Raw genomic sequence first — 26,051 nt, 5'->3', positions numbered from 1 at the left:
GGGTCATGGTTCTCACTCTCACCAGCGGCGTTCGAAGCGGCGGCGGACCAGCACGGCCGCGGCGTTCATCAGGATCAGGAAGCCCAGCAGCGTCACGATGGCCGCCGCCGTGCGGAATTCAAAGGCGCGCTCGGGGAAATCGGCCCAGCGGAAGATCTGCACCGGCAGGACGGTCGCCGGAGAGGTCACGCCCGTCGGGGTGTCCACGATGAAGGCCACCATGCCGATCATGATCAGCGGCGCGGTCTCGCCGAGGGCCTGAGCCATGCCGATGATCGCGCCCGTCATGATGCCCGGCATGGCCAGAGGCAGCACATGATGGAAGGTCGCCTGCATCCGCGAGGCCCCGAGGCCCAGAGCGCCGTCGCGGATCGAGGGCGGAACCGCCCGGATCGCGGCGCGCGAGGCGATGATCACCACCGGCAAAGTCATCAGACCCAGCACGAGGCCGCCCACCAGAGGCGCCGAGCGCGGCATGCCGAGGAAGTTCAGGAAGACGCTCAGGCCCAGAAGGCCGAAGACGATGGAGGGCACCGCCGCGAGGTTGTTGATGTTCACCTCGATGAAGTTGGTCAGGCGGTTCTTGGGCGCGAACTCCTCCAGATAGATCGCCGCCGAGACGCCGATGGGGAAGGCGAAGAGGAAGGTCACCAGCAAAGTCCAGAAGCTGCCGATGATCGCGCCCTTGACGCCCGCCAATTCGGCCTCGCGGCTGTCGCTGGAGGTGAAGAAGCGCCAGTTGAAGCCGCTTTCGACTTCGCCGCGCGCCTCCAGAGTCTCCAGCATGGCGATCTGGCGGTCGCTGACGCGGCGGCCCGCCGAAGGACGGCCCGTCTCATAAAGGCCCCAGGCGCCTTCGGCGGAATCGCCGGCCGCCGCGCCCGTCAGGGGCTCCAGACGCAGGCCCAGCGGCCCGGCCTCGGCGACGCGCGCCCAGCTCTCGCCGGTGCGGAAGAGGAAGCTCGGAATCTGCGGATTGAGGATCCCCGAAGCGCCCGGCGCGTCGGCCTGAGCCTCAAGGGCGACGGCCTGAGCCGTCAATTCGTCGCGGCGGGCCGCGAAGGCGTCGAGGCTGGCCTGATTGGCGGCGGCCTCCGCTCCGGCCAGCCCGGCGGCGAGGCCCTGATGATGGACGACGCCGCGCTGCTGAGCCTCGGCCTGAGCGCGCAAAGTCGTCGCCTGAGCGCGCAGGTCGGCGTCGAGCGCCGCATAGACCGGGGCGGCCTCGTCATTGGGCAGGGTCAGCCAGAAGGAGCCCTCCGCCTCGGCGACGCGGGCCGTTCCCGCCGCCGGAAGATCGGTCAGGCGGCCGTAATAGCCCTTATAATACAGATCGGCGTCGTCCGAAGCGAGGAGCTTCAGCCGAACCGGCTGATCCAGCGGCAGAGAGCCCGCGGAGACCTGTTCGCGCAGATCGTCCGGCGCGCCGCTGCTGAGGATGGCCGCCAGCTCGCGGCGTCCGGCGCGGTCGGTCACGCCGGGGAACTCGGCCTGCATCGCGCCGCGCACGACGCCCTGATAATCGCCCCGGCGCAGAGCCTCGGGCGTGCCCAAGCCTTGCGGGTCGATCTGAGCGGCGGGCAGGCTCGCGGTCATGACCACCGAATGGGCGGTCATGGCGGCGCCCGCCTTGCCGAAGGTCGACCAGAGCAGAGCCACCAGCGCCAGAGCGGCGAAGCCGATGGCCGCGAGGCCGTAGATCCTCAGACGCAGATCGGCGGCGCGGCGGGATTTGAGCCGACGCGCGGCGGCCTCGGTCAGATGCGGGCTCAGAGCAGCCGGGCGGCCCGGCTCGGCGGAGGCCGCGGGGAGTTCGGGGGAGGCGACGACGGTCATCGCGGAATCTCCGGCGGAAGGCTGGAAGGAGGCGCGCGCGGGATCTCCCGGCGCGCCCAGGCTCGGCTGGTCAGTCATAGGCTTCGCGGTATTTGCGCACGAGGCGCTGGGCCACGATGTTGAAGCCGAGCGTCACCACGAAGAGCGTGAAGCCGAGCGCGAAGGCGGGGCCCGCGGCGGTCGAGGCTTCGGTGTCGCCGGTGATCAGCATGACGATCTGCACCGTCACGGTGGTCACGGCCTCCAGAGGATTGAAGGTGAAGTTGGCGCCTTGTCCGGCGGCCATCACCACGATCATCGTCTCGCCGATGGCGCGGGCGAAGCCCAGAAGCGCCGCCGAGACCAGACCCGGCAGAGCGGCGGGCAGAACCACCTTCTTGATGGTCTCGGCGTGGGTGGAGCCGAGCCCCAGCGAGCCGTCGCGCAGCGCCTGAGGCACCGCCGTGATCACGTCGTCCGAAAGCGAGGAGATGAAGGGGATGATCATGACGCCCATGACCAGACCCGCGCCCAAGGCGCTCTCGGAGGCCACCGAAAGCCCGAGGGCCTCGCCGATGCCGCGAATCACCGGCGCCACCGTGATGGCGGCGAAGAAGCCGTAGACCACCGTGGGCACGCCCGCGAGGATCTCAAGGATCGGCTTGACCGTCGAGCGCATGCGCGGCGAGGCGTATTCCGCCAGATAGATCGCCGCGAACAAGCCGATGGGCAGAGCCACCAGCATGGCGATGAAGGTGATGAGCAGCGTGCCCGCGAAGAGCGGCAGCGCGCCGACGCGCTCCTGATCGAGGCGGCCCTCGAAGACGCCCGACAGCGGCGACCAGGTCGAGCCGAAAAGGAACTTATGGACCGGGATCTGGCTGAAGAAGCGCGCCGTCTCGCCGATCAGCGAGGTGAGGATGCCGACCGTGGTCAGAATCGCCACCACGGCGGCGGCGATGAGCACGCCCATCACGATGCGCTCGGAGAGATTGCGCGCGCGGAAATCCACGTTCACGCGCTTGAGCGCCGTCCAGAGCGTCGCGAGGCCCGCCGCGAGGGCGAGGCCCGGAATCAGAACGGCCGAGAGGCCCGCCAGCGTCCCGTGACGCGCGGCCACCGTCTGGCGCAATTCGTCCACCCGCGAGGGGAAGCCGCCGCCCGAAATGGCCGCCGCGTCCGAACGCACGAGGTCGCGCTCGATGGAGGAGAGGCTCGGCGCCAGCTCGGAGATCAGGGAGTTCAGCGAGCCGTCCACGAACCAGCGCAGAACCAGCGCCGCGACCGCAGCCGCGGCGAAAGCCGCCAGAAACGTCAAAAGCGCCGCATAGGCGCCGTGATAGACGGGCCGGGAATGCAGGACCGAGAGATCCCCACCCGCCGCCGCAGTCGCGCGCCGCCGCCCCAGAACATAGGCGGCGATCGTCAGGACCGCCAAAATCAACGCCATCAGGCCGAACATGTATCCCCCTTGGCCCTAAAAACTCGGCGCGCGATCCGAAAATCCTGAAAGGCTCCCCGAAGGCGTCGCGCGGCCAGACGAAAACTTAGAGCGTTTGAAACGATCCGGATCGGCGGAGAACGCTCTAAAGACCGAAGGCGCGCCCGCGGACGCGCCTTCGGCCGAGGCGAAGCTTAGTGCTGCAGATCGGCGGCCGTCAGGGCCTTGCCCGCGCCGACGGCGGCGCGCTGAGCGGCCAGCTGATCGGCGGGCAGCGCGATCAGGCCCTTGTCGGCGAGATAGCCCTCTTCGCCCGAAGCGGAGTCGGAGAGATATTCCTGCACGAACTCGTCGAGGCCCGGGACCGCGCCGATATGCTCGCCCTTCACGTAGATGTAGAGCGAACGGGCCAGAGGATACTCGCCGCCGGCGATGGCTTCGGCCGAGGGCGCCACGCCCGCGATGGTCGCGCCCTTCACCTTGTCGCCGTTCTCCTCAAGATAGGAGAAGCCGAAGACGCCCACGGCGCCCGGATTGGCGGAGAGCTTCTGCACGATCACGTTGTCGTTCTCGCCGGCGTCGATCCAGACGCCGTCCTCGCGGATCTCCGTGCAGGCCTCTTTGCCGCCCGCGGCGTGGCAGCCGGGCTCAAGGCCGAGCTCGGCGAAGCTGTCGCGGGTGCCGGAGGTCGGCGGGGGGCCGAGAACCTCGATGCGCGCGGCCGGAAGCGAAGGATTGACCTCGCTCCAGGTCTTGGCCGGGTTCGGGGCTCCATCGGGGCGGTTCTTGCCGACGGCGAGGTAAAGATCCTGCAGCGACAGGTCGAAATCCGGACCCGAGACGGCGTTGGCGATGACCACGCCGTCATAGCCGACCATGATCTCGCGGATGCTGACGACGCCGTTGGCGGCGCAGGTCTCGAGCTCCGAGGCCTTGATGCGGCGCGAGGAGTTGGCCACGTCGGGGAAATCGGCGCCGACGCCGCCGCAGAACAGCTTCAGGCCGCCGCCCGAACCGGTCGACTCGACCACGGGGGTCGGGCGGCCGGTGATCTTGCCGAACTGCTCGGCCACGGCGGTGGTGAAGGGGAAGACGGTGGAGGAGCCGACGATGCGGATCTGGTCGCGGGCGGCGGCCTCTCCGGAGACGAGCGCGACGGCGGCGGCCATGAGGGCGGCGGGAAGGATCGCCGAACGAGTGCGCAGCATGGGGATGCTCCAAAATTCCTGCGAGGCGGGTGGGGCCTCGGACCCGCGCTCCTCCTACCGCGCGCTTTGCGATGATTTTGTGACAGGACCGTCATGTTTCGGCGACGCCCTTCGGCGCCGCAACAAAATCCGGCCGCGATCAGGCCCCGGCGCGGGCGCCCGCGCCCGCCTTCGCAGCCCCCCCGACAAGTTGGGCGGCGGGCTTGGCGGGAGGCTGGGGCGTCGCCGGAGCGGTCGGCAGCCAGACCGCGAAACGGGCGCCCTTCCCCGGCGCGCCGTCGATCTCCAGAACCCCGCGATGGCGGTTGACGATATGCTTGACGATGGCGAGGCCAAGCCCCGTCCCGCCCTTCGCCTTGCTGGAGGCCGCGCTGACCCGATAGAATCTTTCCGTCAGGCGGGCGCGTTCATGATCCTCGAAGCCGGGGCCGCGATCCTGAACCGCCGCGCCGACGAGGCGCGGATTCCCTTCGCGCAGGCCCAGCGCCTTGAGCCGCACCGGAGGCCCGCCGGGCTTGCCGCCGTATTTCACGGCGTTGTCGAGAAGGTTGACGAAAAGTTGCGCCAATTGGTCGCGGTCGCCGTAAATCGGCGGGCAGGCGGAGAAATCATCGGCTTCGACGCGGATGCCCCGCTCCTCGGCCAGAGGCCGCACCACGGACAAAGCCTCGTCGAGAATCGCGCCGAGATCCTCGATGCGGCGCGGCGGGACATGCTCGTCGGTCTCGATCCGCCGCAGCGAGAGCAGATCCTCGACGAGCCGCGTCATGCGGCCCGTCTGGGCGGCGATGAGGCGCAGAAACCGCGCCTGCGCCTCGGGATCTTCGCGGGCCGAGCCCTGAAGGGTCTCGGCGAGGCCCTGAATGGCCGCCAGAGGCGTCTTCAGCTCATGGCTGACGTTGGCGACGAATTCGGTGCGGATCTCGGCTTCGCGGCGGGCGGCGGTGACGTCCTCCATCACCACCAGCGCCTTGAGCTTGGGCGCGGGCGCGGGCGGAGAGACGGCGCCGGGCGGAATCGGCCGAACCCAGGCCTGAATCAGCCGCGCGGCGGGGCCATGGCGGGCGATGTCGATCTCGGCGCGGGGAGAAGCGGCGGCCAGAGCCTCGACCAGAGCCGGATCGCGCAGACTGGCGGTCAGGGGGCGGCCCGCCGGATCGCGCTCCAGCAGAACCCGGGCGGAGTGGTTGGCGAAGGCCACGCCGCCCTCGGAATCGATGAGCAGCATGGCGCGCGGGGCTTCGTCGATCAGCCGCGTGGCGGCGGCGAAGGCCTCGCCGGGATCGCGCCCCGGAGCGGGCTGAGGATGGGCGCCGCCCTCCCCCGCCGGATGCGTCGCCAGACGCGCGCTCCAGCGCGCCCTTCTGCGCTCGCGCCGGATCGCCCGCCAGAGCAAAGCCGCCGCGACCGCCGTCGCCAGCAGGCCGAGGAGCGGCCAGCCGCGCCCGAAGGCGAAGCCCGCCCCGACCGCCGAGGCCAGACCCAGCGCGGCCCGCGCCCAGAGAAATCCGCCGAGGTTCGCCGCATCCAACCGCATGACCACGCCCACGCTTTTCCCGGAAAAGCGTTTCCCATATCCGGATCGCGCTTTATGCTCGGTCTGTTTGAGCATGGAGCTTGCGGGAAAGCAACGACGCCTCGAAGACGGCGCTGCGGCCCTCTCTCCGCAGCCCCCGCGAGCAGGCCGGGCAAGGAGGCTGGAAGGTGATCCATTATCGTCTGCGTTGCGGCGGGGGCTCTGAAGGCGGATCTCATGAATTCGAAGGCTGGTTCGCCGACAGCGCCGCCTTTGAGGATCAAAAGGCCCGCGGACTCGTCTCCTGCCCCTCTTGCGGCTCGACGAAGGTCGAGAAGGCCATCATGGCCCCCGCCCTGACGCGCGCCTCAACCCACGACCAAGCTCCGGCCCTCGCGGAGGGGACGCCGGAGGCTCCCCCGCCCCCGGCGGAGGAAGGCCCCCTTGAGGACGCCATTCGTCTGCGCCGCCAAATCCGCGAGCATATGCGCCATCTGCGCCGCCGCATCGAAGCCGAGACCGAGGACGTCGGCCGGGGCTTCGCGCGTCAGGCTCTGGAGATGCATAAGGGCCTGCGCGAAGACAAACCCATCCGCGGAGAAGCCACCCCCGAAGAGACCCGCGAATTGCTGGAGGAAGGCGCTCCCGTGACTCCCCTGCCCTGGTTCGACGACCGCGAGGAGAATTAGAATGAGCCAGAATCCCCCCGATCAGACCTCGCCCGAGCTTTGGGCGGCCGTGGACGCCTATATGAGCGCCGCCCTGCCCGATTCCGATCCGGCCCTTGCGGCGGTTCAGGCCGCCAACGCCGCCGCCGGGCTGCCGAGCATCGACGTGGCCCCCAATCAGGGCAAGCTGCTGCATATCCTCGCGCGGCTGATCGGGGCGCGGCGGATCCTCGAAATCGGGACGCTCGGCGGCTATAGCGCCATCTGGCTGGCGCGCGCTCTGCCGCCCGGCGGAAAGCTCGTCTCGCTGGAGTTTCAGCCGCGTCACGCCGAAATCGCGCAACAGAACCTCGAAACGGCGGGCGTGGGGGATCTCGTCGAGATCCGCGTCGGCCCCGCTCTGGAGACTCTGCCCAAGCTGGAGGGCCATGAGGCTTTTGATTTCGTCTTCATCGACGCCGATAAGGAATCCAACGCCGCCTATCTCGATTGGGCGATCCGCCTGACGCGCCCCGGCGGGCTGGTGGTCTGCGACAACGTCGTGCGGCGCGGCGGCGTGATCGACCCCGACCATCCCAATACGGCGACCCAAGGCACGCGGCGATTCTTCGAGGCCCTCGCCAAAGAGAAGCGCCTCACCGCGACCGGGCTTCAGACGGTCGGCGTGAAGGGCTGGGACGGCCTCGTCATCGGAATCGTGGAGGCCTGAGCGCGATCCGAAAAGTTGAAAGATTTTTCGGACAAATCGCGCGACCCCCCAAAGACCAGCGCGATCCGAAAAGTTGAAAGACTTTTCGGATCAATCGCGCGACCACAAAAAAACCGGCGGGCCGCTGAAGACGCCCTCCGGCCTCAGGCGAGAAAGGCTTCGACCGCCTCGCGGAATTCGGTCGGCTTATCGGCGTGGAGCCAATGGCCCGCCCCCGCGAGGCTCTGAAACCGCGCGCGGGGAAAGAGCGCGAGAATCCCCTCGCGGTCTTCGGGGCGCACATAGCTCGACTCTCCGCCGGTGAGGACGAGCGTCTCGCCCTCGAAGGGCTTGGCGCCCTCGGGCGGCGCCCAGCCGAGAATCCCCGGCATGGCCTCCAGCAGGCCCCGGACGTCGGCCCGCCAGCGCCAGCCCTCGGCTTGGCTCCCCACGAGATTGCTCAGCAGGAAGGCCCGCACCGCCGCCTCCGGGACGACCTCCGCCAAGAGCTTGTCGGCTTCGCTGCGGCGGGTCAGGCTCCCGAGGTCCAGCGCCAGCAGGGCGCGGGCGTAATCGGCCTGCTGCGGATTCTCATAGGTCTTGGGCGCGATGTCGGCGACGATCAGCCGGCGAATGCGCTCCGGCTGGGTCAGCGCCAGAGTCATGACGACCTTGCCGCCCATGGAATGCCCGAGGACGTCCGCCACGCCGCCCGCCTCGCGCGCGATCAGGGCCCCGAGATCCGCCGCCATGGCCGCATAGGAAATCGGATAAGCGCGCGGGCTGTCGCCATGGCCGCGCAGATCCGCCGCGATGGTCTCGCGCTTGCGGGCGAAGGCCCGCGCCAAAGAGCCCCAATTGCGCGCCGAACCGTAAAGCCCATGGGCCACCACGAAAGGCGGCGCGCCCGGCGTCCCCGGCGCCTCTGAGGGCTGACGGGCGAAGGCGAGCGGAATGCTGGGGATCATCTGGCGTCTCCGGGCGGAGGAAGGGGCGGAAGGCTTTACTTGAGCGTTCTCCGATTCTTTGGGATCGTTCAAACGCTCTTGGTTTTCATCTGGCCGCATGTTCACGACGCTCAGCCGTTCCGGCTTCGCTGGAAAACGCTCTTGGCATAAACCCGCAACGAAGAAAACCCCTCGCGGCGCGTTCAGTCCTCTCCAGCCAGATCCCAAAGCCGGGCGGCTTGGAGGAAGGCCGCTTTGCGGCGGGCCATGCGGGCCTCGGCCTCTTCGTCGCGGCCCCAGCGGAGGGCCTGCCATTCCTCGCCGAGCATCGCCAGACGCCAGCCCTCCTCCGGCGTCACGCGCCCCCGCGCAACCGCCAGAGCCAGCACCAGCGAGCCGGACAGCGTCGTCAATTCATGCAGCGCGATCAGCCGGAGGCCGGAGAGCTCCGCGACCGCCGCCCGCAAAGCCGCCAGAGCCTCCGGCGCTTGATCCTTAGGCATGATCCCCGCGACCGGCTCCAGCCGCGCGCCCAGAGCCTCGGCGGCCCAAGCGAGCAGAGGATCCCAAGCCTCGCGCTCCAGATCCGCCAATTCGCCCTCATCCGTGCGATGGGCCAGAGCGTCGGAGCCGCCATAGGCCGCCGCGTCGTCGATCACGGCCTCGCGGGTCTCGGGCAGACGGTCGATGACCAGATTCAAGACGCGCGTCAGCGGGATGGTCTCGAAATCGAGATGTTCGCCCTGAGCGCCCCATTCGGCGGCCAGAGCCTCGCCGAAAGCGCGATTGGGCGCGAGCAGCAGATTTTTGCCCGGAGTCCGCGCCTCGCGCCCGTCGAGCAGCAAGGCGAAGCCCTCGGGCCGCTCTTCGGCGCGGGCCTCTTTCCAGAAACGCTTGGGCCGCAGGATTCCGCCGCTCACGCCTCCGCTCCTTCTCCGAAAAGCTCGCCCAGAGCCTGATCCAGCTCTGAGAAATCGCGGATCACCGCGTCGGCGCCGGCGGCGCGCAATTCTTCTTCGGCGTGATGGCCCCAAGTCACCCCCACCGCCTTGCAGCCCCGCACCGCCTTGGCCATGAGGATGTCGAAGATCGTGTCGCCGATCATCACCGACTCTTCGGCGGCGCATCCGGTTTCGGCGAGCAGATGCAGGATCATGCCCGGATCGGGTTTGCTCGGGGCGTCGTCGGCGGTCTGGGTGGCGTCGAAGAAGGGCCGCAGCCCGTGAGTCTCCAGCACGAGTTCAAGTCCGCGCCGCGAATTCCCCGTCGCCGCGCCGATCAGCGCCCCCCGCGCCTTCAGCCGCTCGACGGCGGCCCATGCGCCGGGGAAAAGCTCGGAATCGGCCTCGCCGGTGCGGCGGCGCTCCTGAAAGCGGGCGCGGTAATGGTCGACGATGGTCTCGACGAGATCGGCGGGCGGATTGGGCTCGATGGCGGCCACGGCGTCGGAGAGCGAAAGCCCCACCACCCGCAGACAGGCCGCAGGCGCCGGAGGCTCCAAACCAGCCCGACGGAAGGATTCCTGCATGTTCGAGACGATCACGGCGCCGCTGTCCACCAAGGTGCCGTCGAAATCGAAGATGGCCAGCTTCAGGGGGGCGGCGGATCGGGACATGCTCAACCTTTCCAAAGCAGCGTCTCTAGGCTTCCCGGCTGATCGAGTTCGGCGGGGAAGTCGGGATAGCGGATTTCGCCCTGAAGGCGGCGGAAGATCGCCCAATCGCCTTCACGGCGCAGGAGATCCTCAAGCTGCGCTTTTCCGAGCGGGCTGTCGAGCGCCAGACGTATGGCGCTGATCCATGAGGGATTCGTCTGACGGAATTCGCGCCAGATGGTTTCGATCCGCGCCAGACTCACGCGATAGGCCGCCGAGCCGTGGATGGGCTCCGGCACGAAGACCGAGAGCGTGCGCACGCCGAGATCGTCCAGCTTCTCGACGATGCGCGCCAGAACCTCGGGATGATCGTTCACGCCGCGCAAGAGCGGGAATTGATTATAGAGCCGCACGCCCTCCGCCTGAAGCTTGCGCAGGCCCGCCTCGACCTCGCCGCAAATCTCATAGGGATGGACGACATGCAGCACCAGCCGCGCCCGCGCCGCCCCCAGAGCGGCGGCCTTGGCGGCGGTGACGCTTTGCGGCGCGAAGATCGGCGCGCGGCTATGGACCCGCGGCGCCCGCAGGCCCGGACGCGCCGTCACCGCCTCCAGCACCCGCCGCAGAGCCGCCGCGGGCAAAGTCAGAGGATCGCCGCCCGAGATCACCACCTCGCGCAAGGCGGGCTCGGCGTCGAGCAGCGCCTCCAGCCGGGCGAGCCGGACGTCGAAGGCGTAATCCTCGCGTTCGTGGCGTTCGGCGAGGATGTCCTGCCGGAAGCAATAAAGGCAATGGCCCGCGCAGATCGAGGTCGGGGTGAAAAGCACCCGGTCGGCGTATTTGCGGATGGTCGCGTCTTCGCCGCCCTCGGGGGTGTTGGAGCGGTCGTCCACCCAATCGGCGATCTCATGAGGCGCCGAGAGGCTCAGCCGATCCTCGGAGGCCAAAGCCCCCCGCGCCAAAGGCCCCTCGAAGGAGCCGAGCGCCTCGAATTCCTCCTCCAGCTTGCGCCGGTAGAAGGGCGAGATTTTTTCCGGCAGAAAGCGCCGCGCGCGCGCCAGCTCCAGATAGCGGCGGCTGCGGTCGGCCTGAGCCTCCCGCGCCTCCTCCTGAGACATCCGGCGCGCGTCGAGGGGAGACATCAGGTCGCTTCAGCCTCAGGGCGATGCACGGAGATGTCCGGCGCGTCCTCGGCCTTCATGCCGACGACGTGATAACCGCAATCGACGTGATGGGTCTCGCCGGTGACGCCCGACGAAAGATCGCTGAGGAGGTAAAGCCCCGAGCGGCCCACGTCGTCCTGAGTCACGTTGCGGCGCAGGGGCGAATTATATTCGTTCCATTTCAGGATATAGCGGAAATCTCCGATGCCCGAAGCCGCCAGAGTCTTCATCGGCCCCGCCGACAAGGCGTTGACGCGGATGTTCTTCGGCCCGAGATCCATCGCGAGATAGCGCACGCTGGCCTCAAGGGCGGCCTTGGCCACGCCCATCACGTTGTAATGGGGCATGACGCGCTCGGCGCCGTAATAGGTCAGGGTGACCAGAGATCCGCCCTCGGTCATCAGCGGCTCGGCGCGCTGAGCCACGGCGGTGAAGCTGTAGCAGCTCACGTTCATGGTCAGATCGAAATTCGCCGAACTGGTCTCGACGTAGCGGCCTTTCAGCTCGTTCTTGTCGGAGAAGGCCACAGCGTGCAGCACGAAGTCGAGCTTGCCCCAGCGCTTTTGAATCTCTTCGAAAACGGCGTCGAGGCTGGCGGCGTCCGTGACGTCGCAAGGCAGCACGAAATCGCTGCCCAGGCTCGCGGCCAGCGGGACGACGCGCTTCTTCAGCGCCTCGCCCTGAAAGGTGAAGGCCAGTTCGGCCCCCTGCTCGGCGCAGGCTTTGGAGATGGCCCAAGCGATGGATTTATCGTTGGCGACTCCCATCACCAGCCCGCGCTTGCCGGCCATGAAACCCTGGTGGTGCGACGACATTCAGACCTCGTCCCTCGCGGCCCGAAAAGGGCCTTTCAGCCCCTTGGGGGCGCGCTCAAGAACCAAGGCTTATAGCGTCCCGCGTTCGGCCTGTCAGCGTCCTTCTCGCTCCTGCGCGGCGAAGGCGGTCTCCAGACGGTCGAGATCCGCCGGGTCCATACGGATGGCCAGATTATGCAGCGCCGTCACGGCCCCGCGATGGCCCTTGGCCGCCGCCGCGCGCCAGAGCATCCAGGCGGCCTCCACGTCCTGCGCGCCGCCCTCGCCGCGATTGGCCATGCGCCCGAGCCGGAAGGAGGCCTCGGAATCGCCCTTCGCCGCCAGAGGCGCCCAAAGCCGCAAGGCGGATTCGTAATCGCCGCGCTCATAGGCCGCCAGAGCGGCCTGCGCCGGAGTCTGAGGCTGAGCCGAAGCGGCGGAGGCGGGCGCCGTCCCGGCCGCCCCAGTCGCGGGCGTCGCGACGGCGACGCGGGTCGTCGCGGCCGGAGGCTCGGCTTGGGCGGGCGCCTTGGGCGCGGTCGTCTGGACCGAGGGCGCGGAGGGCTGGGCCGGAGCCGCAGCGACTCTGGGCCCGGTCGGAGCGGCGGTTTGGGCGGGCGCCTCCTCCTCTCCCGAGCGGCGGATGGTCATGCCGCCCCCGGATCCGGATTCCGCCGCCGCGCCCGCCGCAGGGGCGGCTTGCCCGTCGGGGCGGATGCGCAGAATGGAGGGCGTCGGCGCCCCCTCCTCTTCGGCCTGAGCCCGCGCCGCCGTGGGGCCGGGACGCGCGCCGCCCTCCGCCGCGGGGGTCGGCGTTTCGGTCGCGGCGGCGGCGCTCAGGCTCTCCAGACGCTCCAAAGCGCGGGCGTGGCCCTGGCTGGCGGCGCTTTGCAGCCAGCGGCGGGCCTGCCCGAGGTCTTTTTGCATCCCGATGCCGTTTTCATAGAGCAGCGCGAGGTTATATTGCCCGGCGGCGTCGCCCTGATCGGCGGCGCGACGGATCCAGCGGGCGCCCTCGGCGCCGTCGACGGGGACGCCTTCGCCCTTCACATGCATCAGCCCGAGGCTGATCTGCGCCTCCGAGACTCCCGCGTCGGCGGCGAGGCGCAGCAGATTCCGCGCCCGCTCGGGGTCGCGCCGCACGCCCAGCCCCAGACGATAAAGATTCCCGAGCTGGCTGGTGGCCTCCATGTCGCCCTGATTGGCGCGCTCCTCCCAGAGTTCGGCGGCGGCGGCGAAATCACGACGCTCGAAGGCCGCGGCGGCGAGATCCTCCCCGGCGGCCTGAGCCGAAAGCGGCGCCAAAGACGCGCTCGCGCCGAGAAACAGGGCTCCGAGCAGCAGAGACCGCGACGGAAGCGCGACGGAGGCGCGGATGAGGCGAAAATTCGTGATCTGCATGGCGCGGTCTTTCCGAAACGGACCAAAAATGGCCAGATTTGGGACGAGCCGCTCACGCATCACACTGAAAACCGGCCCACCCTTCGAGTGTTCCGGTCAATCCAGCAAAGTTCAAGCCATTTTGGAGCAGATTTGCGAATTAAACGATTAAATCGGAAATCAGCTGATCGTCGGTGATGTCCTCGACTTTGACGCCCTTCGCGGCGAAACGTTCCATAAGGACACGGAAATTCTGCGCGTCGCCGGTCTCCACCCCGAGCAGGATCGAGCCGTATTCCCGCGAGGTCTTCTTGAGATATTCGAAGCGGGCGATGTCGTCGTCCGGCCCGAGCAGATCGAGGAAGTCGCGGAGCGCGCCGGGGCGCTGCGGCAGACGCAGGATGAAGTATTTCTTCTTCCCCTCGAAGCGCAAAGCGCGCTCGCGCACGTCCGGCAGACGCTCGAAGTCGAAATTCCCGCCCGAGACCACCGCCACCACGGTCTTGCCGCGCAGCTCCTCGCGCAGATCGCGCAGGGAATCGATGGAGAGGGCTCCGGCGGGCTCCAGCACCACGCCCTCGACGTTGAGCATCTCCAGCATGGTCTGGCAAAGCCGCCCCTCGGGGCAGAGCGTCACCGATTGCGGCGAATGGCGCTTGAGGATCTCGAAATTCAGAGTTCCGATCTCGGCCACGGCGGCGCCGTCGGCGAAGCCGTCGATGCGCGGCAGCTTGGTCAGGCGTCCGGCTTTGAGGCTGGCGTGGAGCCCCGCCGCGCCCAGAGGCTCGGCGAAGCGCAGACGCATGCCCTCGCGGCCCTCGAAGAAGCGCGTCAGCCCCGCCGCGAGCCCGCCGCCGCCCACCGGAGCGATCAGCACGTCGGGCAGCTTGCCGCCCATCTGGCCCTCGATCTCCAGACCGATGGTGGCTTGGCCCTCGATGACGTCGGCGTCGTCGAAGGGCGGGGCCATCTCGGCGGCGCCCGAAGCGGCGTAGGCTTTGGCGGCGGCGTAGCATTCGTCGAAGAAATCGCCGGTCAACACGATCTCCACGGCGTCGCCGCCGAACATCTTGGTCTTGTCGATCTTCTGCTTCGGCGTGGTCACCGGCATGAAGATGCGGCCCTTGGCGCCGAAATGCTGGCAGGCCATGGCGAAGCCCTGAGCGTGGTTCCCCGCCGAGGCGGCGCAGAAATGCGCCCCCTTCCCCGCCGAGGCGATATGTTTGCGCATGAAGGTGAAGGCGCCGCGCAGCTTATAGCTGCGCACCGGACTCAGATCCTCGCGCTTGAGATAGACCGTCGCGCCGATCTTCTCCGAGAGATAGGCGTTGCGCTGAAGGGGCGTCGCGGGGAAGAGCTGACGCAGCGCCTCCGTGGAGGCGGCGACGCGGGCGCGGAAGTCGGAGAGGGAATCGGCGGTCATTGCATAGGGCCTTGGATGTTCGGAACCGGGCGCAGAACTGCGCTTTTCGCGCCCGGTTGTAAAGACGGGAGGGGATCAGCGGGTCTCGCCGATCCGCGGCAGCAGGAAGCCGAAGACGCCGAGCAGGGGAATCAGCCCGGCCATCTGGAAGGTCTGGACCACGCCATGCGTGTCGGCGTAGCCGCCGAAGGCCGCCGCCGCGATGCCGCCCACGCCGAACATCAGGCCGAAGAATCCGCCCGTCACCAAGCCGACATGGCGCGGCAGAAGCTCCTGAGCCATCACCACGATGGAGGGGAAGGCCGAAGCGATCAGCGCGCCCACGCCCATGCTCAGCAGCACGGCGGGGACCAGCGGGACATGCGGCAAGGCCAGAGCCAGAGGCGCCGCCCCCAGAATCGAGAAGATCGCCAGCCTGCGGCGCCCGATGCGGTCGCCGATCAGCCCGCCGAAGAAGACTCCCGCCGCCACCGCCGCCGCGAAGAGGAACAGCAGAATCTGCGAGGTCTTGATGGAGACGTGGAACTTCTCGATCAGGAAGAAGGTGTAGAAATTCGAGAGCACCGCCGAATAGGCGTTGGAGGCGAAGACGAGGATCGCCAGAATCCCGAGCGTGCCCCAGACCTTCGCCGGAGAGAAGTCATGCGCCGCCTTGAGCGTCTTGCGGGCGGCGGCGTGGGCGCGCAGGCGCTCCTTGCCCCATTTCACGCCGAGGATCAGAATCCCGAAGCCGATCGCCGCCAGCGGAACGAACCACAGCGCGCGGGACAAGCTGTAGGGCGTCACGAGGAAGGCCACCAGCAAAGGCCCCATGGCCGTGCCCGAATAGCCCCCGAGCTGAAACACCGATTGCGCGAAGCTCAGGCGCTTGCCCGCCGCCATGCGGGTCAGCCGCGCGGCCTCGGGATGGAAGATCGAGGAGCCGATCCCCACCAGCAGCACCGCCGCGAAAAGCGCCTCATAGCTCTGGACGAAGGCCAGAGCCAGAAGACCCGCCAGCGAAAACAGCATGGCGGCGGGCAAAGCCCAATCCGCCGGACGCCGGTCGGTGAGGAAGCCCACCGCCGGCTGAAGCAGCGAGGCCGTGAACTGATAGGCCATGGTCAGCACGCCGATCTGGGCGTAGTCCAGACCATAATCGCGCTGGATCATCGGATAGGCCGCCGGAACGACGGCCTGAATCAGATCGTTGAGGAAATGGCCCGCCGCCATGGCGCCCAGAACCGGCATCGCCAGCCCCGGAGCCGAAGGATGGGGAACGGAAGAATTGGGCGCGGGAGAAGGCGCGAAGCCCTCCGCTCCGCCTGAAGTCGCTTCAGACATGTTGTCCGCCGTTGATTTCGATCTCGGCGCCCGTGACGTAGGCGCTTTCCGAGGTGCAGAGATAATAAATCGTCCGAGCGACCTCCTCGGGCCGTCCGAGGCGGCGCAAGGGGATCTCGGCGATGAGCTTTTCAGTCCCCGGCGAGAGGATCGCGGTGTCGATCTCGCCGGGGGCTATGGCGTTGACCCGCACGCCGTGCGGGCCGAAATCGGAAGCCATCTCGCGGGTCAGCCGCGCCAGCCCCGCCTTGGAGGTGGCGTAGGCGGCCCCCGCGAAGGGGTGCACCCGGCTGCCCGCGATGGAGGTCACGTTGACCACCGCGCCCTTGGCTTCGCGCAATTCCGGCAGAAGTCCGCGCGCCAGCATCACCGGCGCGAAGAGGTTGACCTGAAACACCTGCTTCCAGAGGTCGATTTCGGTCGAAATCGTGTCGAGCCGCGCCCCGCCCGGACCTTTGGGCGAGATTCCGGCGTTGTTCACCAGAGCGTCGAGCCGCCCATGCGGCAGACGGCGGCGGATGTCCTCGACCGCGCGGAGCGTGTCGGCGGGATCGCCGAGATCGACCTGAACATGGTCTTCGGCGCCCTGCGCCCAAGGACAGTCTTCAGGCACGGCGTGGCGCGAGCAGGCGATCACCCGCCAGCCCGCCGAAGAAAAACGCTTCACCGTGGCGTGGCCGATGCCGCGGCTGGCGCCGGTGAGCAGCAGAATCTTTTGCGGAGCGTTGGAGGCCGGATCGGACATAGGGAGAGTCTCCTGAAGCGACCGATCATATCGGGCGGGGAAAAGAAAGAAAGCCGCCTTCCAGCAAGGCGGCCTCCGGCTTTCGGGGGGTCGCGGGGAGGGGCGGAGCCCTCAGGGATTCAGCCGCGTCGCGCGCCACTCCCCGGAATCGACGGACTCCCGCCGCCAGAGGAAGCGGTCGTGCAGCCGGAATTCGCCGTCGCGCCAGAGCTCGATCTCCAGAGGCCGGAGGCGGAAGCCGCCCCAATAAGGCGGACGCGGCGGATTCTCCGGATAAAGCGCGGCGTAGCGCTCGGCTTCGGCGATCAGCGCCGCCCGCGACTCTAGAGGCCGCGACTGCCGCGAGGCCCAAGCGCCGATGCGGCTTTGATAGGCGCGGCTCCGGAAATAAGCGTCGGATTCCTCGGGCGAAACCCGCTCGACGAGCCCCCGCGCCCGGACTTGCCGCCGCAGGCTCTTCCAATGGGCGACGAAGGCGGCCTTGCCCTGCCCCAGAAGCTCCGCGCCTTTGGCGCTTTCGGCGTTGGTGTAGAAGACGAAGCCTCCCGCCGCGCCTTTTCCGTCGATCTCCTTGAGCAGCACCATGCGGACGTTGGGCAGCCCTCCGGAATCCACGGTGGCGAGGGCTATGGCGTTCGGATCGTTGATTTCGGCCCCGGCGGCCTCCTCCAGCCATCCGCGCGCCAGATCGAAGGGATCGGCCGCGAGATCCAGACCTCCCGTTTCAGCGCCTCCCGTTTCAGCGCCTCCCGTTTCAACGCCCCCCGTTTCAACGAGAGTCCCGGCAGTCCCGGCGAAACCATCCTTTGCACGCATTGAATCGGACCTTTGAAAAGCTTATATCCCCAAGGCGCGCGGGAATTCCGGCCTATCTCTGAGCTGGGCCCTCGCGCCTTTGACGAAGTTTCGAGGTGACGCGGGGTTCCTTGTTGCGATGCGGGCTCTGGGCCCCGGACGCGATTCGCCTCCCGCTCCCTTCTTATATGGATGGAGAGACGCCACATGAAGCGCCTTCGCATTCCCGCCGCCCTCCTGTTGGCCGGCTCCCTCGCGGCTTGCCAGAACACCGGCTACGGCGGCGGCGGCAGCACCGGCGGCGGCGCCGCCCTCGGCACCTTGGGCGGCGCGGTCGCCGGCGGCCTGATCGGCAACCAGTTCGGCGGCGGCCGCGGCCGCACCGTCGCGACGCTCGCGGGCGTTCTGATCGGCGGCGTGCTCGGCAATCAGATCGGCCAGCATCTGAGCCAGCAGGATCAGGTCTACGCGCAGAACACCGCGCTGCAGTCTCTGGAGACGCGCCAGGCCACCACCTGGAGCAACCCGGAGACGGGCGCCCGCGGCACCTTCACCCCGGCGCCGCAGTATTTCCACGACCAATATGGTCGTCTCTGCACCAACTACCAGCACCAGATCTACACCGCTCAGGGCCAGCCCTTCACCGACAGCGGCACCATGTGCAAGCAGGACAACGGCGACTGGCGCACCGTCAGCAGCTGATCCGGCGCGGCCCGGCGGCCCTTAGGGGCGGCCGGGCGCTTCCTCAGGATCGGACGAAACGCGAAAAACCCCCGCCGAGCTTCTCGGCGGGGGTTTTCCTTTGGGCGTCCTCAAGGGGCTGGGGAGGCGCTCAGGCGCCGCCCCGCATCTTCATCAGGACGAAGCCGGCCGCCGCCGCGAGCAGCAGCAAGGCGAGCAGAACGAGGAGCCGTTTGCCGCGTCCGCGCGACACCTCGTCCTCCCAATCCTCTTCTTCATCCTCGTCGAGATCCTCGTCGAAGGCGTCGAGGGCGGCCTTATCGGCGGCGCGCAGGCGTTTGCCGACGGGCGGCGCGGCCTTCGCGGCTTTCCGGCCGCGCGGCGCGGGCGCCTCCTCCTCTTCATGCTCCTCGTCTTCGTCCTTGGCCTTGCCGCGCTTCAGAAAGCCGAAAAGGCCGCCGCGCTTCTTGGGCGCCTCCTCCTCCGCCTCGACGGCGGCGGCGGCGGCTTTGGCGGGCTTCGCGGGTCTGGCCTTGCCGCGGCGTCCGCGGCCTTTCTCCTCCTCGCCCGCTTCGGCGGGGGCGGAGGGCGCGCTGCGCAGACGATTGCGCAAATCGCCCACGCTCACGTCGGCGGCGGCCTCCTCCTCGTCGGAGAAGGCGGCGTCGAATTCGTTGCGGGGATTGGCGGCGGCGCGTCCGTTGGCCGATTTCGCCTTGCGGCCCGGCACCACCGCGAGATCGCCGACGCCGTAAGCCTCCTCGTCGCCCTCCGCCATCGCCGGATCATGCGGCGCGGGCTCGGGCTCGCGGCGGGGCTGAGCCGCCGCGGCGGCGGCGACCGCGGCGCGCGGGTCCATCCGGGGCGGCGGAGCCTCGGCGCGGGGTTCGGCGCGAGGGGGAGGCGGCTCATAGGGGGCGGGCTCCGGCGCGGGCTGCGCGGCGGCCCGATCCGTCACATAGCCTTCGTTCTCCTTGGCGCGCGGCATGCGCCCCACATTGACGCGCGCTTCGGCGGCGGCGGCGATGCGGTCGAAGAAATTGGAGCCCCGCGAAGCGGCGGCGTCGAGCTCGCGCTCGACGCGGGCCACATAGGGCGCGACGTCCTTATGTCCGTAATCGTCCGGCGCTTCGAAGCCCGGCTCATAGGCGGGCGCGACGCCCGGCGCAGAGGCCAGCCCCGACGCGGCGAGGCCCAAAGGCGCGGCCCCGACGGGCGGCGGCGCGGCCACGCGTTTCTCAAAGGCGTCCACGCGGGCGGCCACGCTGGCCAAAGCCCGGCTCAGCTTGGCGGAGACCTCGTCCGCCCGCCGATTCGATTCGCCCGCCTGCGCCAGAGCCTCGCGGGCGGCGCGTTCGGCCGAGCCGCCCGCGCGGGCGGCTTCGGCTCGGGTCTGCTCCAGTCTGGCGTTGAGGGCGCGCATGAGTTCGGCGTTGGGCGGCGCGGCGCCTGCGGCGCCTTCGGCGGCGGCGGGAGAGCTCCCGCCCTGCTCGATGCGGCGGCGCAGCGATTCGATGTCGCCCGAAGCGGCGGCTAAGGCGTCGGACATATCCTCAAGCCTCTGAGCTAAGGCCTCGATCTGGGCGGTTTGCGCGCTGGAGGACGCGGAGGATTCGGCGCCCGCAGAGCCGTTTCCCGCCTCCATCTTGCGCTCCACCTCGTCAAGGCGGGCTAGAATTCGACGGAGATTGTCGCCGACGGCCCCAAAGGCCTTCTCCGACCGTTCCTCCGTGCGTTTGAGGCGTTGAGCCATGTCGCGCAACGCCAGAGCGGCGGCGTCCGGCGCGACCCCCGGCTCCTCATGCGCGAAATGGCGCTGAGGTGCGGAGGCGGGCGGGTGGTCGCGGTTCGGATCGGTCATGTCGGGGTTCCGTCTGCGGAGCGGAGCTTTCGGGAAATGAGGTAACCCTGAGCGCCTTAAAAACCTTCTAACGTTTGACGTTCGGAGAAAGAACCGCGCCTAAGAAGGGGGTTTTCGCCGCGAAGCATGTTGACGTAAACGTCAAAATACGAAAGACTGAATCCGTCGCCCCCCTCCTTTCGGCCAAGGCTACGCATGACCGAAATCTACACCATCACGGCGCTTTGCCGCGAATTCGGGGTCACCCCGCGCACCCTGCGCTTCTATGAAGCCAAAGGGCTGCTCCACCCCGGCCGAGAAGGCGAGCGCCGCCGCTTCACCCCGCGCGACCGCGCGCGGCTGAAGTTGATTCTGCGCGGCAAACGCTTCGGCTTCAGCCTCGCGGACATCCGCGAGCTGCTCGACCTCTACGACCACGGCCAGCCTGAGAATCGGCTGCGCCAGCTCAGCGCCACGCTCGTCAAGGCCGACGCCCGGCTGGAGATGATGCGCGCTCAGCGCGACGAGCTGACCGAAGCCATCGACGAGCTGGAAGCTCAGATGGCCGAGGCCCGCCGCACCATTTCGGGCTCCGGCGCGCGCTGACGCCCCCCGGAGCCGACGACGCCGGGCGGCGCAGGCCGCCCGCGCCTCCAACGCGAAATCAGCGCGCGTCCCAGCGCGCCTAAAAAACGTCTCAGGGAGAAGACCCATGGCCGATTACGCGCCGCCCCTCCGCGATCTCCGATTCGCCCTGCATGAAGTCCTGCGCACGCAGGATCAGGGCTCGGTCGCGGGCTACCCCGACCTGACCGAAGACCTCACGGGCGCGGTTCTGGAGGAGGCGGGCAAGATCGCCCGCGACCTGCTCGCGCCGCTGAACGTCGAGAGCGACCATCTCCATCTGAAGCTTGAAAACGGCGTGGTGCGCACGCCCGAGAGCTTCAAGACCGCCTTCAACGCCCTGCGCGAGGGCGGCTGGACGGGCCTCGACTGCGCCGAGGAATATGGCGGACAGGGCATGCCCTATGTGCTGAACTCCGCCGTGGGCGAGATGCAGTCCGCCGCCGCCATGGCCTTCATGATGTATCCGGGCCTGAGCCACGGCGTGTATTCGGCGATCAGCGTCCACGGCTCCGAGGAGCTGAAGAACCTCTATTTGCCCAAGATCGTCTCGGGCGAATGGACCGGCACGATGAACCTCACCGAGCCCCATTGCGGCACGGATCTCGCGCTTTTGCGCACCAAGGCCGAGCCCAACGGCGACGGCTCTTATAAGATCTCCGGCCAGAAGATCTTCATCTCGGCGGGCGAGCACGACCTCGCCGAGAACATCGCCCATCTGGTTCTGGCGCGCATCGTCGGCGGGCCGGAGGGCGTGAAGGGCATCTCGCTCTTCGTCGTGCCGAAGTTCATTCCGAAGGCCGACGGCTCCTTGGGCGCCCGCAACAGCCTCGCTTGCGGCAAGCTTGAGGAGAAGATGGGCATCCACGGCAATTCGACCTGCGTCATGAATTACGACGAGGCGACGGGCTGGCTCGTGGGCGCCGAACATAAGGGCCTCAACGCCATGTTCACCATGATGAACGAGGCGCGGCTCATGGTGGGCATGCAAGGACTTTCGCAGGGCGTGGCGGCCTATCAGCACGCCCTCGCCTACGCCAAGGACCGCCGCCAAGGCCGCGCTCTGACCGGCCCCGTCGAGCCCGACAAGCCCGCCGACACGCTCATGGTGCATCCGGACGTGCGCCGGATGCTCATGGAGGCGAAAAGCTTCGTCGAGGGCGGAAGGCTCTTCTTCCTCTGGGCGGCGACCCTCATCGACGCCGAAAAGCGCCATGAAGACCCCGTCGAGCGCGAAAAGGCCGGATTGCTCATCGCCTTGCTGACTCCGGTGGTCAAGGGCTTCCTGACCGACAAGGGCTTTGAAACCGCCGTCGACATGCAGCAGATCTTCGGCGGCCATGGCTACATCGAGGAGACGGGCGCCTCGCAATTCGTCCGGGACGCGCGCATCGCCATGATCTACGAGGGCGCCAACGGCGTTCAGGCTCTGGATCTGATCGGACGCAAGCTGCCTCAGAAGGGCGGCGCGGCCATGCAGGCCCTGATCGGCGAGATCAAAGCCTTCCTCAAGGCCAACGAAGGCGACGAAGAGCTGAAGGCGCAATTCCTCGATCCGCTCAAGGCGGCCTCCAAGGACATGCAGGAGGCGCTCATGTTCTTCCTTGAGAAGGGCATGAAGAACCCCAACGACGCCGCCGCGGGCTCCACCGACTTCCTGCATCTGATGGGCCATGTCTGCCTCGCCTATGTCTGGGCGCGGGCGGCGGTCGTGGCCAAGGCGGCGCTCGCCGCCGGGACCGACGAGAGGGCCTTTTACGAGACCAAGCTCGCCACGGGCCGCTATTACATGCAGCGTCAGGCGCCCGAGACCGCCTTCCGCCTCGCGCGGATCAAAACCGGCTCGGCGCCGCTGATGGCGCTCGCCGACGACGCTTTTTAAGTTGCACGCCTCGCCCCCGCCCGCCGCACGTCTTCGCCGCGCGGACGGGGGTCGCTCCCATTCCCCCAAGGAGAGATTCCTATGGCCGAGGCCTATATCTACGATTCCGTGCGCACGCCGCGCGGCAAGGGCAAATCCGACGGCTCTTTGCATGAAGTCACCTCTTTGCACGCCGCCGCCACGACGCTGAAGGCTCTGCGCGACCGCAACGGCCTCGACACCTCGCTGGTCGAGGACGTGATCCTCGGCTGCGTCGCCCCGGTCGGCGAGCAGGGCGCGGACGTCGCCCGCACCGCCGCCATCTACGCCGATTACCACGACCGCGCGCCAGGCCTGCACATCAACCGCTTCTGCGCCTCGGGCATCGAGGCGGTGAATCTGGCGGCCAATCAGATCAAGGCCGGAGACGGCGAGCTTTACGTCGCGGGCGGCGTGGAGATGATGTCCCGCGTGCCGATGGGCTCGGACGGCTTCGCCCTCGCGGTGGATCCCATCTCGGCCTATAAGGCTTATTTCGCGCCTCAGGGCGTGGCGGCGGATCTCATCGCCACGAAATACGGCTTCAGCCGCGAGGATTGCGACGCCCTCGCCGTGGAGAGCCATAAGCGCGCAGCCCAGGCTTGGGCCGAGGGCCGCTTCGCGAAATCCGTCATTCCGGTGAAGGACGTCAACGGCGTGACCATCCTCGACCGCGACGAGACCATTCGTCCCGGCACCACGCTGGAGATCCTCGGCGGACTGAAACCCAGCTTCAAGGAGCAGGGCGAGGTCATGCCCGGCTTCGACGCCGTGCTTCAGCTGAAATATCCCGAGATCGAGCGCATCAACCACGTGCATCACGCGGGGAACTCCTCGGGCGTGGTGGACGGCGCGGCGGCGATCCTCGTCGGCTCCAAGGAGATCGGCGAAAAGCTCGGCCTCAAGCCGCGCGCCCGCATCCGCAGCAGCGTCAAGGTCGGCTCCGACCCGAGCATCATGCTGACCGGCCCGGTTCCGGCGACGGAGAAGATCCTCGCGCGGGCGGGCATGTCGATCAGCGACATCGATCTCTTCGAGGTCAACGAAGCCTTCGCCGCCGTGGTGCTGCGCTTCCTTCAGGCTTTTCAGGTCGATCCGGCGAAGGTCAACGTCAATGGCGGGGCCATGGCGATGGGCCATCCTCTGGGCGCGACCGGCGCCATGATCATCGGCACGGCGCTCGACGAACTGGAGCGCAGCGGCAAGGGAACCGCGCTCTGCACGCTCTGCGTCGCCTCGGGCATGGGCGCCGCCACCATCATCGAGCGCCTGTAAGGAGGAATGGTCATGACTGAAGCTTTCACCACCCGCATCGACGGCGGCGACGTGGCCGTCCTCACCTTCGACCTGCCCGGCCGTTCGATGAACGTGCTGGACGAGGCCGGAATCAAAAGCCTCTCCGCCGAAGTCGAGGCCGCTTTGGCCAATGACGCGGTCAAAGGCATCGTCATCACTTCCGGCAAGCCCGATATGGGCGGCGGCGTGGATCTCAACATGCTGGCCGAAATCCGCCTGAAGGCCGAGGCCGCAGGCGGCAATCCCGCCGAAGCGCTCTTCGGCTTCGTCATGGCGCTGCATGGCGTCTACCGGCGGATCGAGACCGGCGGCAAGCCGGTCGCGGTGGCGACTCCCGGCACGGCTCTGGGCGGCGTCTTCGAGCTTCTGCTCGCGGGACATCGCCGCTTCGCCGCCGACAACCCCAAGGCCAAGCTCGGCCTGCCGGAAGTGATGGTCGGCGTCTTCCCCGGCGCGGGCGGCACCACCCGCCTCGTGCGCATGCTCGGACTTCTCGGCGCGGCGCCCCTTCTGCTCGAAGGCAAGCTGCTCGATCCGAAGAAGGCCAAGGCGAATATGGTCATCGACGAGATCGTCCCCGCCGACGAACTCGTGCGGAAGGCCGTCGACTGGGCGCGCGCCGCGACTCCCGCCGACGCCGTGAAGCCTTGGGACGCCAAGGGATTCAAATTCCCCGGCGGCGCGCCTTACACGCCTCAGGGCATGCCGAACTTCCTCGGCGGCGCGGCCATGACCCATGGCAAGACCGCCGGAGTCATGCCTCAGGTCAACGCCATGCTCTCGGCGATCTACGAGGGCGCGATGGTCCCCATGGACGCCGCGCTGCGCATCGAGGCGCGTTGGTTCACCCATGTGCTGATGGACCCGCGCTCTTCGGCGATGATCCGCAGCCTCTTCATCAATAAGCAGGCCATCGAGAAGGGCGCCAACCGCCCGACGGGCGTGCCGGACATGAAGACCAAGAAGCTCGGCGTTCTGGGCGCGGGCATGATGGGCGCGGGCGTGGCCTATGTCTCGGCCAACGCCGGAATCGAGGTCGTGCTGATCGACCGCGACCAAGCCGCCGCCGACAAAGGCAAGGCGACCATCGCCGGGCTGCTTGAGGAAAGCGTGAGCAAGAAGCGCATGACCAAGGAGGCCGCCGAGGCCGTCTTGGCCCGCGTGACCGCCACGCCGGATTACGCCGCGCTCAAGGGCTGCGATTTCGTCATCGAGGCGGTCTTCGAGGATCCGAAGATCAAGGCCGAGGCCACTCAGAAGGCGGAGGCCCATCTCGCCCCGGACGCGATCTTCGCCACCAACACCTCCACCTTGCCGATTTCGGGCCTCGCCAAGGCCAGCCGCGACGCCAAGAACTTCATCGGCGTGCATTTCTTCTCTCCGGTCCACAAGATGAACCTCGTCGAGATCATCAAGGGCGAGAAGACCGGCGACGCCGCCGTGGCCAAGGCTCTGGATTACGTCCGGCAGATCCGCAAGACGCCCATCGTGGTCAACGACGCGCGCTTCTTCTACGCCAACCGCTGCATCATCCCTTACCTCAACGAGGGAATCCGCATGGTGGCCGAGGGCGTCGAGCCCGCCTTGATCGACAACGCCGCCAAGAACGCCGGAATGCCCGTCGGGCCGCTTCAGCTCACCGACGAGACTTCGCTTGAGCTTGGCCTGAAGATCGCGACGGCCACCAAGGCGGCCATGGGCGCGGCCTATCCCGCCTCCCCCGCCGACGACGTGCTGGAGGAGCTGGCGGGCAAGCGCGGACGCCTCGGCCGCAAGTCGAAGTCGGGCTTTTACGTCTATGACGAGGCGGGCAAGCGTCAGGGGATCTGGCCGGAGCTGCGTCAGCTCTGGCCGCCCAAGGCCGACCAGCCCGCCGCTCAGGAGGTCACGAACCGCCTCCTGCTGATTCAGGCTCTGGAGGCCGTGCGGGCGCTCGAAGAGGGCGTGCTCACCGACATCCGCGAGGGCGACGTGGGCGCGATCATGGGCTGGGGCTTCGCGCCCTGGTCGGGCGGGCCTTTCTCCTGGCTGGATCTCATGGGCGCGAAAAAAGCCGTCGCGCTTTGCGACGAGCTGACCGCCAAATTCGGCGAGCGCTTCACGGCGCCGAAGATCCTGCGCGATTTGGCCGCGAAGGGCGAAAGCTTTTATGGCCGCTTCGCCCCTCAGGAGAAGGCGGCGGCCTGATCGGCCTCACCTCACGCCGCATG

General features: G+C 68.2%; 22 protein-coding genes. 7 read left to right on the top strand and 15 right to left on the bottom strand.

All coding sequences use genetic code 11. The annotated features are described in order from the left end of the window. Positions 1-18: 18 nt before the first annotated feature. The 4 genes from pstA to B161_RS17590 all read right to left on the bottom strand — a co-directional run bounded on the left by pstA (position 19) and on the right by B161_RS17590 (position 6,001). The gene (gene pstA / locus B161_RS20240; protein WP_083922980.1) at positions 19-1,836 is read right to left on the bottom strand and encodes a phosphate ABC transporter permease PstA; all 1,818 of its coding nucleotides are present in this window, start codon (positions 1,834-1,836) and stop codon (positions 19-21) included. Between the two features lie 70 nt (positions 1,837-1,906). Further along, positions 1,907-3,277 (bottom strand): phosphate ABC transporter permease subunit PstC, encoded by a 1,371-nt coding sequence (gene pstC / locus B161_RS0109155; RefSeq protein ID WP_018633093.1) that lies wholly within the window; start codon positions 3,275-3,277, stop codon positions 1,907-1,909. Between the two features lie 173 nt (positions 3,278-3,450). Next, on the bottom strand, positions 3,451-4,464 hold the full coding sequence (locus B161_RS0109150; protein WP_018633092.1) for a substrate-binding domain-containing protein: 1,014 nt from the start codon (positions 4,462-4,464) through the stop codon (positions 3,451-3,453). Between the two features lie 139 nt (positions 4,465-4,603). Further along, positions 4,604-6,001, bottom strand: coding sequence for a sensor histidine kinase (locus B161_RS17590; RefSeq protein WP_240471616.1), 1,398 nt, complete (start codon positions 5,999-6,001; stop codon positions 4,604-4,606). Positions 6,002-6,168: 167 nt separating this feature from the next. Between B161_RS17590 and B161_RS0109140 the strand changes: the two genes are divergently transcribed. Both B161_RS0109140 and B161_RS0109135 read left to right on the top strand, forming a co-directional pair. Further along, positions 6,169-6,669, top strand: coding sequence for a DUF1178 family protein (locus B161_RS0109140; RefSeq protein WP_026310316.1), 501 nt, complete (start codon positions 6,169-6,171; stop codon positions 6,667-6,669). Position 6,670: 1 nt separating this feature from the next. After that, complete coding sequence (locus B161_RS0109135; protein WP_018633089.1) at positions 6,671-7,357, top strand: O-methyltransferase; 687 nt, start codon at positions 6,671-6,673, stop codon at positions 7,355-7,357. 143 nt (positions 7,358-7,500) lie between these two features. On the opposite strand, the gene B161_RS0109130 is transcribed toward B161_RS0109135, so the two are convergent. From B161_RS0109130 to pdxH, 10 genes are all read right to left on the bottom strand, one after another. Beyond that, positions 7,501-8,304 (bottom strand): alpha/beta fold hydrolase, encoded by an 804-nt coding sequence (locus B161_RS0109130; RefSeq protein ID WP_018633088.1) that lies wholly within the window; start codon positions 8,302-8,304, stop codon positions 7,501-7,503. A gap of 182 nt (positions 8,305-8,486) precedes the next feature. Next, on the bottom strand, positions 8,487-9,203 hold the full coding sequence (locus B161_RS0109125) for an ATP12 family chaperone protein (RefSeq protein WP_018633087.1): 717 nt from the start codon (positions 9,201-9,203) through the stop codon (positions 8,487-8,489). After that, on the bottom strand, positions 9,200-9,898 hold the full coding sequence (locus B161_RS0109120; protein WP_018633086.1) for an HAD-IA family hydrolase: 699 nt from the start codon (positions 9,896-9,898) through the stop codon (positions 9,200-9,202). Before B161_RS0109120 ends, B161_RS0109125 begins: the two co-directional genes overlap by 4 nt. A gap of 2 nt (positions 9,899-9,900) precedes the next feature. Next, complete coding sequence (locus tag B161_RS17585; RefSeq protein ID WP_018633085.1) at positions 9,901-11,019, bottom strand: hypothetical protein; 1,119 nt, start codon at positions 11,017-11,019, stop codon at positions 9,901-9,903. After that, positions 11,019-11,855 carry an enoyl-ACP reductase FabI gene (gene fabI, locus B161_RS0109110; protein WP_026310313.1) on the bottom strand — a complete coding sequence of 279 codons (837 nt, stop codon included), beginning with the start codon at positions 11,853-11,855 and terminating at the stop codon, positions 11,019-11,021. The genes B161_RS17585 and fabI overlap by 1 nt, the downstream gene beginning before the upstream one ends. Before the next feature lie 93 nt (positions 11,856-11,948). Further along, positions 11,949-13,235, bottom strand: coding sequence for a tetratricopeptide repeat protein (locus B161_RS18840; protein WP_018633083.1), 1,287 nt, complete (start codon positions 13,233-13,235; stop codon positions 11,949-11,951). Between the two features lie 139 nt (positions 13,236-13,374). Next, positions 13,375-14,637, bottom strand: coding sequence for a threonine ammonia-lyase IlvA (gene ilvA, locus B161_RS0109100; protein ID WP_018633082.1), 1,263 nt, complete (start codon positions 14,635-14,637; stop codon positions 13,375-13,377). 75 nt (positions 14,638-14,712) lie between these two features. Beyond that, positions 14,713-15,960, bottom strand: a complete 1,248-nt coding sequence (locus tag B161_RS0109095; RefSeq protein ID WP_018633081.1) for an MFS transporter — start codon at positions 15,958-15,960, stop codon at positions 14,713-14,715. Further along, a complete protein-coding gene (locus B161_RS0109090; RefSeq protein ID WP_018633080.1) occupies positions 15,953-16,705 on the bottom strand; it encodes an SDR family NAD(P)-dependent oxidoreductase in 753 nt (250 codons plus the stop codon). Before B161_RS0109090 ends, B161_RS0109095 begins: the two co-directional genes overlap by 8 nt. A gap of 111 nt (positions 16,706-16,816) precedes the next feature. Further along, positions 16,817-17,521, bottom strand: a complete 705-nt coding sequence (pdxH, locus tag B161_RS0109085; protein WP_018633079.1) for a pyridoxamine 5'-phosphate oxidase — start codon at positions 17,519-17,521, stop codon at positions 16,817-16,819. A gap of 186 nt (positions 17,522-17,707) precedes the next feature. Between pdxH and B161_RS0109080 the strand changes: the two genes are divergently transcribed. Then, a complete protein-coding gene (locus B161_RS0109080; RefSeq protein ID WP_018633078.1) occupies positions 17,708-18,202 on the top strand; it encodes an RT0821/Lpp0805 family surface protein in 495 nt (164 codons plus the stop codon). Between the two features lie 130 nt (positions 18,203-18,332). Here B161_RS0109080 and B161_RS0109075 read toward each other — a convergent pair whose 3' ends face one another. Then, positions 18,333-20,042, bottom strand: coding sequence for a hypothetical protein (locus B161_RS0109075; RefSeq protein ID WP_026310310.1), 1,710 nt, complete (start codon positions 20,040-20,042; stop codon positions 18,333-18,335). A 195-nt stretch (positions 20,043-20,237) separates the two neighbouring features. Here B161_RS0109075 and B161_RS0109070 point away from each other — a divergent pair, with 195 nt between their 5' ends. The 4 genes from B161_RS0109070 to B161_RS0109055 all read left to right on the top strand — a co-directional run bounded on the left by B161_RS0109070 (position 20,238) and on the right by B161_RS0109055 (position 26,028). Further along, a complete protein-coding gene (locus B161_RS0109070) occupies positions 20,238-20,627 on the top strand; it encodes a MerR family transcriptional regulator (RefSeq protein WP_018633077.1) in 390 nt (129 codons plus the stop codon). Positions 20,628-20,733: 106 nt separating this feature from the next. Further along, on the top strand, positions 20,734-22,527 hold the full coding sequence (locus B161_RS0109065) for an acyl-CoA dehydrogenase C-terminal domain-containing protein (protein ID WP_018633076.1): 1,794 nt from the start codon (positions 20,734-20,736) through the stop codon (positions 22,525-22,527). A gap of 81 nt (positions 22,528-22,608) precedes the next feature. Continuing rightward, positions 22,609-23,820 carry an acetyl-CoA C-acetyltransferase gene (locus tag B161_RS0109060; RefSeq protein WP_018633075.1) on the top strand — a complete coding sequence of 404 codons (1,212 nt, stop codon included), beginning with the start codon at positions 22,609-22,611 and terminating at the stop codon, positions 23,818-23,820. Between the two features lie 12 nt (positions 23,821-23,832). Further along, positions 23,833-26,028, top strand: coding sequence for a 3-hydroxyacyl-CoA dehydrogenase NAD-binding domain-containing protein (locus B161_RS0109055; RefSeq protein ID WP_018633074.1), 2,196 nt, complete (start codon positions 23,833-23,835; stop codon positions 26,026-26,028). The last annotated feature ends 23 nt before the right edge of the window (positions 26,029-26,051 follow it).

The sequence above is a fragment of the Neomegalonema perideroedes DSM 15528 genome (genome assembly GCF_000374145.1).
Taxonomy (GTDB): Bacteria; Pseudomonadota; Alphaproteobacteria; order Rhodobacterales; family Rhodobacteraceae; genus Neomegalonema; species Neomegalonema perideroedes.
This window is presented reverse-complemented; position numbering and strand designations above follow the sequence as displayed.